General features: G+C 71.1%; 17 protein-coding genes. 7 read left to right on the top strand and 10 right to left on the bottom strand.

Annotated features, from left to right (window positions below; all coding sequences use genetic code 11):
• The first annotated feature begins 47 nt into the window (after positions 1-47).
• On the top strand, positions 48-647 hold the full coding sequence (locus UG56_RS11475) for a TetR/AcrR family transcriptional regulator (RefSeq protein WP_045550163.1): 600 nt from the start codon (positions 48-50) through the stop codon (positions 645-647).
• A gap of 5 nt (positions 648-652) precedes the next feature.
• Here the strand turns inward: UG56_RS11475 and UG56_RS11470 are convergent, their stop codons facing one another.
• From UG56_RS11470 to UG56_RS11460, 3 genes are read right to left on the bottom strand one after another with little or no spacing between them, the layout of a single operon-like run.
• Positions 653-1,897 carry an MFS transporter gene (locus UG56_RS11470; protein WP_045550164.1) on the bottom strand — a complete coding sequence of 415 codons (1,245 nt, stop codon included), beginning with the start codon at positions 1,895-1,897 and terminating at the stop codon, positions 653-655.
• A 55-nt stretch (positions 1,898-1,952) separates the two neighbouring features.
• Positions 1,953-2,528, bottom strand: a complete 576-nt coding sequence (locus UG56_RS11465) for an isochorismatase family protein (RefSeq protein ID WP_045550165.1) — start codon at positions 2,526-2,528, stop codon at positions 1,953-1,955.
• Positions 2,529-2,549: 21 nt separating this feature from the next.
• Positions 2,550-3,842: a nicotinate phosphoribosyltransferase gene (locus UG56_RS11460; RefSeq protein WP_071327033.1), complete on the bottom strand. Its 1,293-nt coding sequence runs from the start codon at positions 3,840-3,842 to the stop codon at positions 2,550-2,552.
• A 26-nt stretch (positions 3,843-3,868) separates the two neighbouring features.
• Here UG56_RS11460 and clpS point away from each other — a divergent pair, with 26 nt between their 5' ends.
• Both clpS and UG56_RS11450 read left to right on the top strand, forming a co-directional pair.
• Complete coding sequence (gene clpS / locus UG56_RS11455; protein ID WP_040755277.1) at positions 3,869-4,162, top strand: ATP-dependent Clp protease adapter ClpS; 294 nt, start codon at positions 3,869-3,871, stop codon at positions 4,160-4,162.
• The gene (locus tag UG56_RS11450; protein WP_045550167.1) at positions 4,162-4,752 is read left to right on the top strand and encodes a DUF2017 domain-containing protein; all 591 of its coding nucleotides are present in this window, start codon (positions 4,162-4,164) and stop codon (positions 4,750-4,752) included. The genes clpS and UG56_RS11450 overlap by 1 nt, the downstream gene beginning before the upstream one ends.
• Here the strand turns inward: UG56_RS11450 and UG56_RS11445 are convergent.
• Complete coding sequence (locus UG56_RS11445; protein ID WP_084100928.1) at positions 4,741-5,157, bottom strand: MarR family winged helix-turn-helix transcriptional regulator; 417 nt, start codon at positions 5,155-5,157, stop codon at positions 4,741-4,743. The genes UG56_RS11450 and UG56_RS11445 overlap by 12 nt on opposite strands.
• A gap of 73 nt (positions 5,158-5,230) precedes the next feature.
• Here UG56_RS11445 and UG56_RS11440 point away from each other — a divergent pair, with 73 nt between their 5' ends.
• The 3 genes from UG56_RS11440 (at position 5,231) to UG56_RS11430 (ending at position 7,882) form a co-directional block, all read left to right on the top strand.
• Complete coding sequence (locus tag UG56_RS11440) at positions 5,231-7,063, top strand: ABC transporter ATP-binding protein (protein ID WP_045550168.1); 1,833 nt, start codon at positions 5,231-5,233, stop codon at positions 7,061-7,063.
• An 82-nt stretch (positions 7,064-7,145) separates the two neighbouring features.
• Positions 7,146-7,574 (top strand): Mov34/MPN/PAD-1 family protein, encoded by a 429-nt coding sequence (locus UG56_RS11435; RefSeq protein WP_045550169.1) that lies wholly within the window; start codon positions 7,146-7,148, stop codon positions 7,572-7,574.
• Between the two features lie 32 nt (positions 7,575-7,606).
• Positions 7,607-7,882 (top strand): MoaD family protein, encoded by a 276-nt coding sequence (locus UG56_RS11430; RefSeq protein WP_008358635.1) that lies wholly within the window; start codon positions 7,607-7,609, stop codon positions 7,880-7,882.
• A gap of 110 nt (positions 7,883-7,992) precedes the next feature.
• Here UG56_RS11430 and UG56_RS11425 read toward each other — a convergent pair whose 3' ends face one another.
• From UG56_RS11425 to UG56_RS11410, 4 genes are read right to left on the bottom strand one after another with little or no spacing between them, the layout of a single operon-like run.
• Complete coding sequence (locus tag UG56_RS11425) at positions 7,993-8,616, bottom strand: response regulator (RefSeq protein WP_045550170.1); 624 nt, start codon at positions 8,614-8,616, stop codon at positions 7,993-7,995.
• Positions 8,613-9,839: a sensor histidine kinase gene (locus UG56_RS11420; RefSeq protein WP_045550171.1), complete on the bottom strand. Its 1,227-nt coding sequence runs from the start codon at positions 9,837-9,839 to the stop codon at positions 8,613-8,615. Before UG56_RS11420 ends, UG56_RS11425 begins: the two co-directional genes overlap by 4 nt.
• A gap of 13 nt (positions 9,840-9,852) precedes the next feature.
• Complete coding sequence (locus UG56_RS11415; RefSeq protein WP_045550172.1) at positions 9,853-10,596, bottom strand: ABC transporter permease; 744 nt, start codon at positions 10,594-10,596, stop codon at positions 9,853-9,855.
• Positions 10,593-11,540: an ABC transporter ATP-binding protein gene (locus UG56_RS11410; RefSeq protein WP_045550173.1), complete on the bottom strand. Its 948-nt coding sequence runs from the start codon at positions 11,538-11,540 to the stop codon at positions 10,593-10,595. Before UG56_RS11410 ends, UG56_RS11415 begins: the two co-directional genes overlap by 4 nt.
• A gap of 90 nt (positions 11,541-11,630) precedes the next feature.
• Between UG56_RS11410 and UG56_RS11405 the strand changes: the two genes are divergently transcribed.
• The gene (locus UG56_RS11405; RefSeq protein WP_045550174.1) at positions 11,631-12,578 is read left to right on the top strand and encodes a PLP-dependent cysteine synthase family protein; all 948 of its coding nucleotides are present in this window, start codon (positions 11,631-11,633) and stop codon (positions 12,576-12,578) included.
• A gap of 7 nt (positions 12,579-12,585) precedes the next feature.
• Here UG56_RS11405 and UG56_RS11400 read toward each other — a convergent pair whose 3' ends face one another.
• Together UG56_RS11400 and UG56_RS11395 are read right to left on the bottom strand one after the other, a co-directional pair.
• The gene (locus UG56_RS11400) at positions 12,586-12,930 is read right to left on the bottom strand and encodes a hypothetical protein (protein ID WP_143055004.1); all 345 of its coding nucleotides are present in this window, start codon (positions 12,928-12,930) and stop codon (positions 12,586-12,588) included.
• 30 nt (positions 12,931-12,960) lie between these two features.
• Positions 12,961-14,193, bottom strand: coding sequence for an FAD-dependent monooxygenase (locus UG56_RS11395; protein WP_045550176.1), 1,233 nt, complete (start codon positions 14,191-14,193; stop codon positions 12,961-12,963).
• Positions 14,194-14,197: the final 4 nt, after the last annotated feature.

The following is a 14,197-nucleotide window of genomic DNA, read 5'->3' as shown; positions in this document are numbered from 1 at the left end:
CGGTATTTGAATACCGGCGGTAGGTCGAAGTGCTAGGATCTGGCCTCGTGGGCCGGATCACGCGTAAGGAGTCGCACGCGCAGACGCGCGAGCGACTCATCCAGACCGCCCATCGGCTGTTCCTCTCGGACGGCTACAACGCGACCTCGCTCGACAAGGTCGCCACCGAGGCGGGCTTCTCGAAGGGCGCGGTCTACTCGAACTTCTCGACCAAGCACGAGCTCGGCCTCGCCGTCCTCGACGTGATCCATCAGGAGCGGGCGCTGTCGCTCACGCGAGCCGTCGAGGGGGTCGAGACCGTCGAGGGCCGGATCGACGCCTTCGCGGCATGGGCCGAGGCCAACATCGGCGACGTCGGCTGGACCGCGCTCGAGGTCGAGTTCGCGACCAGCACCCGCCGGGTGCCGGGCGTGAGCCAGCAGCTGGCCTCCCGGCGTCGCGAGCTCACCGCGGCCGTCGCCGAGCTCATCGAGCAGCAGGCCACCGAGCTCGGTCTCACCCTGCCCGCACCGGCCGAGGAGGCCGCTGTCCAGCTGCTCTCCCTCGGCATCGGGCTCGGCGTCCAGCGCGCCTTCGACCCGGACCTCTCGGTCGCCAGCCTGGTCGACCTGCTGCGGTCGCTGCTGGAGGGCGCCGACCGCGCCTGACGGGCCTAGTGGGCCGGGGCGCCGTTGCGCTCGGGCGAGGGGAAGGAGGCGCGGTTCAGGCCGCGCACGGCCGGGCTCAGCAGCGTGGCCAGGGAGATCACGACGTAGGCGATGCCGGCGATCGCGAGGATGTTCTCGATCCCGTACGCCGCGGCCAACGGCCCCATCGCCAGCTGCCCGAGGGGGATGGCGATGTAGGTGCCGAGCTGGTCGTAGGAGGACGCCCGGGAGAGCAGCTCGCCGGGGACGTTCTCCTGCATCGACAGCTGCCAGCCGAGGCTGAAGACCTGGATGCCGGCGCCGGAGAGGGCGGCCGCGGGCAGCAGCACCGAGAGGTCGGTGGAGAACCCGAGCGCCGCGATCGGCAGGCCGAACAGGGCCATGCCGATCATCCCGTAGAACAGCGGCCGCTCCAGCCGGACCTTCATTAGCACGAGCGTCGCGGCGAGCACGCCGATCCCCTGGAAGGTCAGGATCAGACCCCAGCCGCCCGCGCCCAGCGACGAGCCCTCGGCGCGCTGCGGGCCGAGGGTGAGCAGCCCGCCCTCGTAGAGCGCGTTGAGGACGGTCGCGGCGCCGACGCAGAGCCACAGCCAGCTCGTGGTGCGGAAGTAGTCCCAGCCCAGGCGGAGGTCGCCGACGACCGAGGCCTTGCTGACCGTGCCGCTGAGCTTGACCGGCAGCAACAGCAGCGCGGCGATGATCCAGGTGGCGGCGTCGAGCGCCAGCGCCCAGCCCGCACCGACGGTGAGCACGAGCAGCCCGGCGGTGCCGGGGCCGGCGACCGCGACGACCGCTCGGGTCAGCGACATCAGCACGTTGGCCTCCTGCAGCATGGTGCGAGGAACCACGAGCGGGATGATGCCCTGCTGAGCGGGCAGCCCGGCGGCGGAGACGATGCCGTTGAGCGCGGAGAGCGCGATCAGGTGCCACAGCTCGGCGACACCGGAGATGACCAGGACGGCGACGACCGCCTGGCTCAGGCCGGAGACGAGGTTGGAGGCGAACAGGATCCGGGCCCGGCCCATCCGGTCGGCGAGAACGCCGCCGATGAGCATGAAGACGATCATCGGGATGGTGCGGGCCGCGAGGACGGCGCCGATGGCGATCGGCGCGTCGCTCACGTCCAGGACGGCGAAGGCCAGGGCGACGGGCGCCATGAAGTTGCCCACCAGATTGATCGAGCGGGAAGCAAAGAACCAGCGGAAGTGGGGTTCGCGAAGGGGGGCTGTCGCCGAGATCCGAGCCATTCGAGAGACAATAGACCTTCGGGGGATTTCTATCTCCAGAAAATTCCCAAATCTGTCACGAGACCGTTATCCCGGCCGCTCGCATCTCCTCGATGGCGTCGGCGCTGGTCGCCCGGGCGACCCCGGCGGCCAGGTCGGTGAGCAGCCTGGTGTGGAAACCGGCGGCCCGTGCGTCGAGGGCGGTGGCACGTACGCAGTAGTCGGTCGCCAGCCCGCACACGTCTACCTCCTCGACGGCCTGGGCGCGGAGCCAGTCGGTCAGTGTGGCGCCGCCGGTGGCCGCGCCCTCGAAGCCGGAGTAGGCGGCTGCGTACTCGCCCTTGCGGAAGATCTCGTCGAAGGTGACCGGGTCGAGGTTCGGGTGGAAGGCCTCGCCGTCGGTCCCGACCACGCAGTGCGCCGGCCAGGAATCGACGTAGTCGGGCGGGTTGCCGAAGTGGTCGCCCGGGTCGATGTGGTGGTCCTTGGTGGCCACGACCAGCCCGTACGTCTGCTCCGGCTCCTTGCTCGCCGCGCGCTCGCGCAGCAGCTGACCGATGTCGTAGGCCACCCGGGCCCCGCCCTCGACCGGCAGGGACCCGCCCTCGCAGAAGTCGTTCTGTACGTCGACCACGATCAGTGCACGCGTCATGCCCGCCAGCCTAGACCGGCTCTACTGGAAGAGCGTCGGGATCGCCGGGTCGCCCTTCAGCAGTGAGTGGGCGATGACGGGGAGCTCGGCGACCGAGGCCTGGTGGCGATCGCGTGCCGCGTCGAGCGGCTCGCGGCCCACGACCTCGCCGCCCTTGACCAGCTGGGGGAGGAGCGGCCGGTCGTTGTTGTCGCCCTGGGGAGCGGTGCCGATGCCGATCACCTCGGCGTCGGCGACATCCTTGCGGTTGCGGCGGCGCAGGGCGTACTTGCGCCCGCCGATCGAGGTCTTGGACGCGCTCTTCTTCGCGACCGGCTCGAGGTCGCCGGAGGCGCCCTCGCGGGCGACCAGCTTGTAGACGAAGCCGGCGGTCGGGTGGCCGGAGCCGGTGACCAGCTGCGTGCCGACGCCGTAGCCGTCGACCGGGGCGGCCGCGAGGCCGGCGATCGCGTACTCGTCCAGGTCGCTGGTCACGATGATCTTCGTGCCGGTGGCGCCGAGGTCGTCGAGCTGGCGGCGTACGTCATGGGCGAGCAGCCCCAGGTCGCCGGAGTCGATCCGCACGGCACCGAGCTCGGGACCGGCGATCTCGACCGCCTTCGCCACCGCCTCGGCGATGTCGTAGGTGTCCACCAGCAGCGTGGTGCCCTTGCCGAGGGAGGCGACCTGGGCCTGGAAGGCCTGCTCCTCGGAGTCGTGCAGGAGAGTGAAGGCGTGCGCGGAGGTGCCGGTGGTGGGTACGCCGAAGCGGGCCCGGGCGGCGAGGTTGGAGGTGGCGGTGAAGCCGGCCACGTAGGCCGCGCGGGCGGCGGCGATCGCGGCCGCCTCGTGGGTGCGGCGCGAGCCCATCTCGATGCACGGCCGCTCGCCGGCGGCGAGCGTCATCCGGGACGCCGCGGTGGCGATGGCCGAGTCGTGGTTGTAGATCGAGAGCAGCACCGTCTCCAGGACGACCGCCTCGGCGAAGCTGGCCTCGACCACGAGCAGCGGCGACTGCGGGAAGAAGGTCTCGCCCTCGGCGTACCCCCACATGTCCCCGGTGAAGCGGTAGCCGGCCAGCCACTCCAGCGTCCGGCCGTCGACGACGTCCTCCAGGATCGCCAGCTGCTCGGACTCGAAGCGGAAGGCCTCGAGCGCGTCGAGCGCCCGGCCGACCCCGGCGACCACGCCGTAGCGCCGTCCGCCGGCCAGGCGCCGGGGGAACAGCTCGAAGACGGCGCGGCGCTCCGCAGTGCCCGCCTTCAGGGCGGCCTGGAGCATGGTCAGCTCGTAGTGATCTGTCAGGAGCGCGGTCGAGTCCGCTGTCGAGTCCACGAGCACATCGTGGCACGATGGACTGCATGAGCGCGCCAAGCCCTGTGGAGCTCGACGAGCCCGAGGTCGACGACCTCGTCGCGCCTGCAACCCCGTGGGTGACGATCGTCTGGAACGACCCGGTCAACCTGATGTCCTACGTCACCTTCGTCTTCCAGAAGTACTTCGGCTACTCCAAGAAGAAGTCGGAGAAGCTGATGATGGAGGTGCACAACGACGGCAAGTCGGCCGTCTCCTCCGGGTCTCGCGAGGAGATGGAGCGCGACGTGCAGGCGATGCACGAATACGGTCTCTGGGCGACCTTGGAGAAGCAGGATTGATGGGCGGGTTCAGCTACCACCGCCGCAGCAAGCAGATCATCGCGACGTTCTCCGGGTTCGAGGCCGACCTGCTCCGTTCGCTGGCCTCGCAGCTCGTCGAGCTGCTGCGCAACGAGGTCGCCGCGCCCGCCGAGAGCGACGACCCGCTCGAGGCGCTGCTCGACTTCTCGGGTCCGACCACGGAGCCGGAGGATCCGGTCTTGAAGCGGCTCTTCCCGAGTGCCTATGGCGACGACACCGAGGCGGCCGGCGAGTTCCGGCGGTTCACCGAGGGCGGGCTGCGCGACGGCAAGGCGCGGGCGGCCTCGACGATCATCGACTCGCTCGAGGAGGCCGGGCTGCCGCCCGAGCTCGACGAGGACGGGCTGGTCATCGACGTCGAGCTCTCGATCGGCGACGCCGAGGCCTGGATGCGCTCCTTCACCGACATCCGGCTCGCGCTCGCCACCCGGCTCGGGGTCGAGGAGGGCGACGAGGACTTCTGGGACTCCCTGCCCGAGGACGACCCCGCCGGCCAGGTCTACGGGATCTACCAGTGGGTCGGGATCCTGCAGGAGACCATCGTCGAAGCGCTGTGGTCAGCGGAGTGAGTCGTCGGTCAGCCTGACCAGGATCTGGCGCAGGCTCTCCCGCTCGCCGTCGGGAAGGACTGCCAGGAACTCGTCGGCCGCCTCCTGGCGGGCCCTGTCGATCTTCCGGCCGAGACGTACGCCCTCCTCGGTCGCCACCACGCAGACCGCCCGGCGGTCGGCCGGGTCGGGCTGCCGCGCCACCAGGCCGTGACCCTCGAGGCCGTCGACGACCTCGGTGGCGGACCTGGGGACGATGTGGAGCCGCTCGGCCAGGGCCGAGAGCCGGATCGGGTCGTCGGCGGCGAGCACGATGCGCAGCGCTCGGCTCTGCGAGGGCGTGATGCCCCAGCGGGCCGTGGCGGCTCCGAAGCGCCGCCGGAGGTCGCGAGCTGCCGCCATCAGCAGGTCGGCGGTCTCTTCCACGGGAATAACCCTAACCGATCCTCGGTTCACCTCATTGTGAGCAAACCTCAGTAATCAGGATCGAGGTGTTCGGATGAGTGACTCTCACCAGTACAAGTCTTCCGGCGAGTCCGGCCGCTCCGGCCGTGACCCCGGCAACAAGCGCGCCGATCGTGCCCAGCTGGAGGCCAAGCCGGTCTCGCTGCGCCGGATCGCGCGTCTCTTCGCGCCCTACCGAGCGCGGCTGCTTCTCGTCGTGGCGCTGATCGTGGTCAGCTCGGTGATCGGGCTGGCGCAGCCGTTCCTGGTCAAGCACGTCATCGACACCGCCCTGCCCGAGGGCGACACCGCGCTGCTGATGCTCTGCGTCGCCGCGATGGTGCTCGTCGCGATCGCCTCCGCCGCCCTCGGGGTCGCGCAGACGCTGATCTCGACCGAGATCGGGCAGCGGGTCATGCACCGGCTGCGTACGGACCTCTTCGGGCACCTGCAGCGCCAGTCGCTCGACTTCTTCACCCGTACGCGGGGTGGGGAGGTCCAGTCGCGGATGGTCAACGACATCGGCTCGATGCAGTCGGTGGTCACCTCCACCGCGACCTCGATCGCGGCCAACGTCACCGTCGTGGCCGGCACCGTGGTCGCGATGATGGCACTCAACTGGCGGCTCGCGCTGATCTCCATGGTGGTGCTGCCGCCTGCGGTGTGGACCACCCGCAAGGTGGCGCAGATGCGCTACGCCGTGACCAGCCAGCGGCAGGCCAGGATGGCCGACCTGCACGTGCAGGTCGAGGAGGGGCTCTCGGTCAGCGGGATCCTGCTGACCAAGACCCTCGGAGCCGCGCCGGCCCTGGCTGCCCGCTTCGAGCAGACCTCTCACGACCTCGTCGGCCTCGAGGTGCGCAGCCAGCTCGCCGGTCGGTGGCGGATGGCGACCATGCAGGTGGTCTTCGCCGCGGTTCCCGCCGCTCTCTACCTCGCGGCCGGCTTCCCGGCGACCTCCGGGGCGCTGACGATCGGGACGCTGGTCGCCTTCGTCTCCCTGCAGGGCTCGCTCTTCCGGCCGCTGATGGGGCTGCTCAACGTGGGGGTCGACGTGACGTCCTCGCTGGCGCTCTTCTCCCGGATCTTCGAGTATCTCGACCTGCCGGTCGAGATCGACGACCCGGCCTCCCCGGTGCCTCTGGGTGAGGCTCGCGGCGAGGTCGTCTTCGACGAGGTCGGGTTCAGCTATGACGGCTCGCACCCGGTCCTCGAGGACATCTCGCTGCGCGTTCCCGCGGGCGGCTCGCTGGCGCTGGTCGGGGCGACGGGTTCGGGCAAGTCGACGCTGGCCGGGATGGTCGCGAGGCTGCACGACCCGACCTCCGGCCGGGTGACGATCGACGGGATCGACCTGCGCGACCTGGACCTGGCCGACCTGGCCGCCAACGTCGGCATGGTCACCCAGGAGACCTACCTGCTCCATGCGAGCGTTCGGGACAACCTGCGCCACGCCCGTCCCGAGGCGAGCGACGCCGAGATCGAGGCGGCCGCCCGTGCGGCCCGCATCCACGATCTGATCGTCGAGCTCCCCGACGGCTACGACACCCTGGTCGGCTCCCGCGGCCACCGCTTCTCGGGTGGCGAGCAGCAGCGGCTGGCGATCGCCCGCACCCTGCTGCGCGACCCGCGCGTCCTCGTGCTCGACGAGGCCACCTCCGCGCTCGACAACACCACCGAGCGAGAGGTGCAGGCGGCCCTGGACCGGCTGGCGGAGGGGCGTACCACGATCACCATCGCCCATCGGCTCTCCACCGTCCGTGACGCCGATCAGATCGCCGTCCTCGACCGCGGCCGGGTCGTCGAGGTCGGCTCCCACGAGGAGCTGCTGCTTCGGGGCGGCGCCTATGCCGACCTCGTACGCGGCGGGCTGACCGTCGCCGCCTAGCACGGTCGGCCGGGCTCGGCCGGCGGGCGTCCGAGTGCCGGTCACGTTCAGGAGCGGGCCCGGGTCCGCCTAGGCTGATCCCGTGCTGACCATCGACCAGGCGACGTACGACGCGATCGTCGCCCACGCGAAGCGCGACCATCCCGACGAGGCGTGCGGGATCGTCGCGGGCCCTGAGGGGTCCGACCGGCCGGAGCGGTTCATCGAGATGATCAACGCCGCCGGCTCGCCGACCTTCTACGAGTTCGACTCGACCGATCTGCTCCAGCTCTACAAGGAGATGGACGCGAACGACGAGGAGCCGGTGATCGTCTACCACTCCCACACGGCCACCGAGGCCTACCCCTCGCGCACCGACATCGGCCTCGCGATGGAGCCGAACGCTCACTACGTGCTGGTCAGCACCCGCGAGCACGGCAATGACGCGGGCCCGGTCGAGTTCCGGTCCTACCGGATCGTCGACGGCAACGTCACCGAGGAAGAAATCAGCATCGTCCCGACGTTGTCGTGACGCGCACCACCTACATCTAGGAGAACGAACCCATGGCCATCGAGGTCAAGATCCCGACCATCCTCCGCACCTACACCGCCGGTGAGAAGGCAGTCAGCGCCGAGGGCAAGACCCTGAGCGCGCTCATCGACGACCTCGAGGCGAACCACTCCGGCATCAAGGAGCGCCTCATCGACAACGGCGACCTGCGCCGCTTCGTCAACGTCTACATCAACGACGAGGACGTACGCTTCATCGGCGGTCTCGACGCCGAGCTCAAGGACGGCGACCAGGTCGTCGTGCTGCCCGCGGTCGCCGGCGGCTGCTGAACTGTGTGGATGCTCACCGAGGTAACTCGGTGAGCGCTCACTCCCCTCGCGGAGTTCCGCGAAGTCGGTGGCTGCTGACCGAGGTACCTCGGTCAGCAGCCAGCGGTTTCTCACCCCAGGATGCCGCGGTCGTACGCTCGTGCGACCGCGGCTGCTCTGTCTGTGACCCCGAGCTTGTCGAAGATGTGACCCAGGTGGGTCTTCACCGTCGCCTCGCTGACGAAGAGCGTGGCGGCGATGGCGCGGTTGGTGGTCCCTCGGGCGACCAGGGTGAGCACCTCCCGCTCGCGCGGGCTCAGCTGGGTCGTCGGACCGGGCGAGCGGAGCCGGGAGGCGAGCCGGGTCGCGACCGCGGGGGAGAGGACGGTCTCACCGGCCGCGGTCGCCCGGACCGCGGCGACCAGATCGGCGGTGGGCGCGTCCTTGAGGAGGTAGCCCGTCGCCCCGGCCTCGATGGCCGCGACGACGTCGGAGTCGGTGTCGAAGGTGGTCAGCACCAGTACGCCGACCCGGGACTCCTGCGCATGGAGCCTTTCGATCACCTCGACCCCGCCGGTGCCGGGCATCCGCAGATCGAGGACGAGTACGTCCGGCGCCAGCGACTCCACCAGAGTGAGCGCCTCGGCGCCGTCGCCGGCCTGGCCGACGACGTCGAAGTCGGACTCGGTCTGCAGCGCTCCCGCCACCCCGTCGCGTACGACTGGGTGGTCGTCGGCGACCACGATCCGGATCATGCGGCTCCTCGGGGCAGAGCGGGGACCCGGGCGGAGACGGCGGTGCCGGAGCCGGGGGCGGACTCCAGCGTGAACGTGCCGGCGAGGCGCTCGGCGCGGTCGCGCATGACGCCGAGGCCGAACGAGGTGTCCTTGCGGGGGAGCCCGGGCTCGAAGCCGGCGCCGTCGTCGCGTACGTCCAAGGTGACCTCTGGCCCCTCGGCGACGTCGTCGAAGGTCAGCGTCACCCCGACGCGGGCGGCACCGGAGTGCTTGGCGACGTTGGCGAGCGCCTCCTGCGCGATGCGGAGGAGGGTCGCCTCGACCTCGGTGTGCAGCGCCCGCGCCTCACCGACGACGGTGAAGGAGACGGTCGCCCCGTGGTCCGACCCCCAGGCCGTGACCAGCCCCGAGAGCGCATCGGTGAGGCAGCCGTCGGCCAGCTCGGCGGGGGCGAGGTCCTGCACCGAGCGCCGGGCCTCGACCAGCGCGGTGCGGGCCATCTCGGTGGCCCTGGTCACCCGGCGGCGTACGTCCTCGTCGTCCGCCGAACCCTGGGCGGCCTGGAGCTGCGCGACGACCCCGGCGAGGGACTGGGCGATGGTGTCGTGGATCTCGCGGGCGAGGCGCTCGCGCTCGTCGCGTACGCCGGTCTGCCGCGACTGCGCGACGAGCTGCTCCTGCAGGCGCGCGTTCTCGGCGAGGGCATGCTCGAGCCTGATGATCGTGTCGGCGCGCTCTTGGCTGACGGCGTCGAGGTGCATGCTGTAGCGGGCCATCAGGGTGGCGAGCCCGAAGTTGACGACGAAGAGCATGGGCAGCGCCGCGCTCTGCCACGGGCTCTCGTAGGGCGGAGGACCACCGGTCTGACCGACGGCCATGATCAGCGACGTGGCCGCCATCGCCACCCACCTCCAGCGGCCGCGGAAGGACTCGAAGGCGTCTAGGAACCCGACCCAGGCGAAGAGGCAGAAGAGGGGATGGATGACGGTGAGGGCGCCGGCCAGCAGGGTGCGACCGACGTAGCCGACCGGATGTGGGCGGCCGTAGACATACATCCATCGCCAGATCCACACCGCGGTCACCGCGACGAGCACGCCGAAGGTCACCCGTATGCCGACGGAGCGTGGCCCCATCTCGGGGAAGGTGGCGACGCTGATGACCGTGGCGAGCGCGAGCAGCACGAAGGGCATCGCCTTGAGGTTGCGCGCCCAGCGCTGCTCGTGCTCGACGGCCGAGGTCATGTGAAGGACCCTCTCATTCCCAGCGGAAGGCGCGCACGGCAATCAGGTAGAGCACGACCGCCCAGCCGCCCATCACCGCCAGATCGACCAGCTCGGGGAAGGTTCCCGCGGCCGCGTCGTTGAGCGCGTTCGACGCCGCCCCGTAGGGCGTGAACGAGATGATGTCACGTGCCGTGCCGCTGAGGACCTCGACCGGGACGTAGACCCCCGCGGTGAACATCGACGGGAAGAAGACCACCATCCCGACGACCTGCCCGGCCTTCCCGTTGGGGGAGACCGCGGTGATCGCGGAACCAATCGCCAGCGAGACGGCCAGCGCCAGGACGTAGGCGACCACGTAGCCGACCGGCGACTCCGGCAGCGGCGTCCCGAACACCAGCCGGCCGAGGACGATCACGATCACCGAGGATGCCGCGACCGCGACGGCGTGGACGAGCAACTGGCCGAGCAGGATCGAGGACGGCCGGGCCGGCGTGGTGCCGAGCCGGCGCAGGACGCCGCTCTCGCGGTAGCCGGTCAGCGTCGGCGGCATCGTCATGATCGCCGCCATGATCATCGAGAGCAGCACGGTGACCGGCACGTAGAGGTCGATCATGCTCCGGCCGCCCAGGTCGGCGGTGTCCTCGCGGAAGCTCGGGATCAGCCCGAGCACCCCCAGCAGCAGGCTCGGGAACAGCACGATCCAGAACAGCGAGAGCCTCTCGCGGGCGAAGAGCCGGGACTCCGTACGGATCACGGCGACGGTCGGGCTGGTCATCGGAGCGCCTCCTGGCGGGTCTCGGTGTCGGTCTCGGTTTCGGTGAGGTCGAGGTAGGCGGCGTCGAGGCTGCCCGCGGCGACCCGGAGCCGAAGCGGGGTCACTCCCTGCGTACGCAACGCCTCGATGACCGCGAGCGCGACCCCTTCGGCGCCCTCGACGGTGACGGTGCCGTGCTCGCTGCGCGCGGCGGTGACGCCGTCGAGCTCGCGCAGGGAGGCCAGGTCGACCGCGACCGAGGTCTCGAAGGTGGTGATCGTGGCGGCGGAGGCCGCCTCGATCAGCCCCGCCGGGGTGTCCAGCGCCCGGATCCGGCCGGCGTCGACGATGGCGATCCGGTCGCAGAGGGCCTGCGCCTCCTCCATCGAGTGGGTGACCAGCAGGACGGTCACACCCCGGTCGCGTACGTCGCGCACCAGGTCCCACACCTCCCGACGCGCCCGCGGGTCCAAGCCGGTGGTGAGCTCGTCGAGCACGACGACCCGCGGCCGGCCGATCAGCGCCAGCGCGATCGAGAGCCGCTGCTGCTGGCCGCCGGAGAGGTTCTCGAACCGCTGCCGCAGCTGGGTTCCGAGACCGAGCCGCTCGGCCAGCGGCGCCCACGGCTCCGGGTCGGCGTAGAAGGCGCTCCACAGCTCCAGCGCCTCCTGGACGGTGATCTTCGCCTGCAGCCTCGCCTCCTGCAGCTGGACGCCGAGCACCTCCGTCACCGGCGCCCGGTCCGACCACGGGTCGATGCCGTGGACCCGGATCCGGCCCCGGTCGCCGACCCGCAGCCCGGCGATCGACTCCACGGTCGTGCTCTTGCCGGCCCCGTTGGGCCCGAGGATGCCGAAGATCTCGCCCTCGTGGACCCTCAGGCTGATCTCGTCGACCGCCACCTTGTCGCCGTACGTCTTGCGCAGGCCGTCCACGACGACCGCTGGTTCTCGCTCCTGATGCATACCCTCAGCGTGGTCGGTGACGCGGTCTCACGGATCGGGCGATCGGCGCGAGTGGGCGTCAGCCGATCGGTTGATGCGACGATGGACCCCATGCGCTACGACAACCTGCTGGCGTCGGTCGGTGGCACTCCTCTGGTGGGCCTGCCCCGCCTCTCGCCCTCGCCCGACGTACGTCTGTGGGCCAAGCTCGAGGACCGGAACCCCACCGGCTCGATCAAGGACCGCCCGGCTCTTCGCATGGTCGAGGAGGCCGAGAAGGACGGCAGGCTCCGCCCCGGCTGCACGATCCTGGAGCCGACCTCCGGCAACACCGGGATCTCGCTGGCCATGGCGGCCAAGCTCAAGGGCTACCGGATCGTGTGCGTGATGCCCGAGAACACGAGTGAGGAGCGGCGGCAGCTGCTGCGGATGTGGGGTGCCGAGATCGTCTCCTCGCCCGCCGCCGGTGGCTCCAACGAGGCCGTCCGGGTCGCCAAGCGCCTGGCGGCCGAGCACCCCGACTGGGAGATGCTCTACCAGTACGGCAACTCCGCCAACGCCCTCGCGCACGAGGAGGGCACCGGTCCCGAGCTGCTCGCCGACCTCCCCTCGATCACCCACTTCGTCGCCGGCCTCGGCACGACCGGCACGCTCATGGGCGTCGGCCGCTTCTTCCGCTCCGCCAAGCCGGAGGTACGCATCGTGGCCGCCGAGCCGCGCTACGGCGAGCTCGTCTACGGCCTGCGCAACCTCGACGAGGGCTTCGTCCCCGAGCTCTACGACGCCTCGCTCATCGACGCCCGCTTCTCGGTGGGCCCCCGCGACGCCGTACGCCGCGTCCGCGAGCTCCTCGAGCTGGAGGGCATCTTCGCCGGCATCTCCACCGGCGCGATCCTCCACGCCGCTCTCGCCCAGGCCGCCAAGTCCCTCAAGGCCGGCGAGAAGGCCGACATCGCCTTCGTCGTCGCCGACGGCGGCTGGAAGTACCTCTCCACCGGGGCCTACGAGGGCACCATCGACGAGGCCGAGGAAGGGCTCGAGGGTCAGCTCTGGGCGTGAGCGTCGGTCAGCGGCAGAAGGCGTAGACGACGAGGCCGTGGTCCTCGCCGGAGAAGACCTGGTCGAGGGCCTGGCCGGTGAGGTGGGCGTCGACGTAGCGCGGGGCGGAGCCGGTGGCGACGATGGCGTGGCCGGGGAGCCTGCCGATCATGTCGCGTGGGGCCTCGGCGCTCCAGCAGTCGTGCTTGTCGATGAGGGCCGCGGGGCTGCCGGGGGCGAGCGGGCGTCCGGAGTCGAGTCCGCCGGACGCCGAGGTGGAGCCGAGCTGCACCAGCGCTACGGCGAGGGCCGATGCGTACATCGTCCAGATGCCGAGCGCCATGAAGCCCTTGCGTCCGGGGATGGCTCTCACTACCGGGCAACGCGGCAGCGGGCCGCGGAGTTACGGGCCGCCGGCCCCCGGGGCCGGGTCGGCCGCGTCGTGCTCGTGGATCCAGGCGAGATGGCGGTCGTAGACATCGGGTGACCCGAGCCGCTTGTTCCGGGCCTGGGCGCGCGGACCGTCGGGGAGGTGGAGGACGTCGGCGGCGGCCAGCGAGGCGACCTGGATCCGGCGGGTGCGGTCGCGGCGGCGTACCTCGTAGGTCGTGCGGGCGCGGTCCCGGTCGTCGTCGGAGGCGAGGCAGTCGGCGAGGACGATCGCATCCTCGATCGCCTGGGCGGCACCCTGGCCGTGGTGCGGGAGCATCAGGTGGGCGGCGTCGCCGAGCAGGGTGACCCGGCCGCGCGACCAGGTGGTCAGCGGTGGCCGATGGAAGAGCCCCCAGCGCTCCGAGCCGGGCGCCGCCGAGATCATCTGGACGAGGGCCGGATGCCAGCCGGCGTACGCGTGGACGTGCTCGTCCGGGTCGGCCGGCCAGGACCACGAGTCCGGCACCCAGGGGCCGAGCTGCCGCTTGACCAGCAGGAACGCATGGTCGCCGTCGCCGACCGGATGATGCATCAGATGACCGTCGGGCCCGAGCCACAGCTGCAGGCGATCGGGGTCGGGGAGCAGGGTGAGACGCGAGCGCGGCACGATCCCACGCCAGGCGACGCAGCCGGAGAACTGGGCGTCGTCGTAGCCGAGGACGTGCTCACGCAGCATCGAGCGGGCGCCGTCGGCGCCGATGACCAGGTCGGCCTCGGCCGTCTCGCCGCCGGCGAACTCCAACCTGACAGAACCGCCGGAGTCGGTGAGCCCGGCCAGCCGGTGGCCCACGTGAAGTCCCTCGGTGCCGAGCTCGTCGCTCAGAAGTGCATGCAGATCGGCGTGACGGATGCCGTAGCAGGATGCGCCGGCTCGGCCGGCGTACTCCGTGGCCGAGAGCACCCGGCCGATCGCGGCGCCGGTGTGGCCGTCGCGCCAGACCAGCCCGTCGACGGTCGCCGAGGCCGCTGCGAGGCCGGGGCCGAGCCCGATGCGTTCGAGGAGCCTGGTCGCGTTGGCCGGGAGCAGCACGGCCTCGCCGGTCGGGTGCGGGTCGGTCGCGGCTTCGTACACCTCGACCTCGATGCCCTGTCGGCGCAGCTCGATCGCGAGGGTCAGGCCACCGATCCCGGCGCCGACGACCGTGACCCGCCGGTCCCGGCGGTCCCTGCGCAACGCGGCCCGAGCGATCCGGCCGACTGACATCAAC

The sequence above is a fragment of the Nocardioides luteus genome (assembly GCF_000960475.2).
Lineage (GTDB): Bacteria > Actinomycetota > Actinomycetes > Propionibacteriales > Nocardioidaceae > Nocardioides > Nocardioides luteus_A.
Note: the sequence above shows the minus strand (reverse complement) of the source record. Positions and strands in the feature narration are given on the sequence as shown.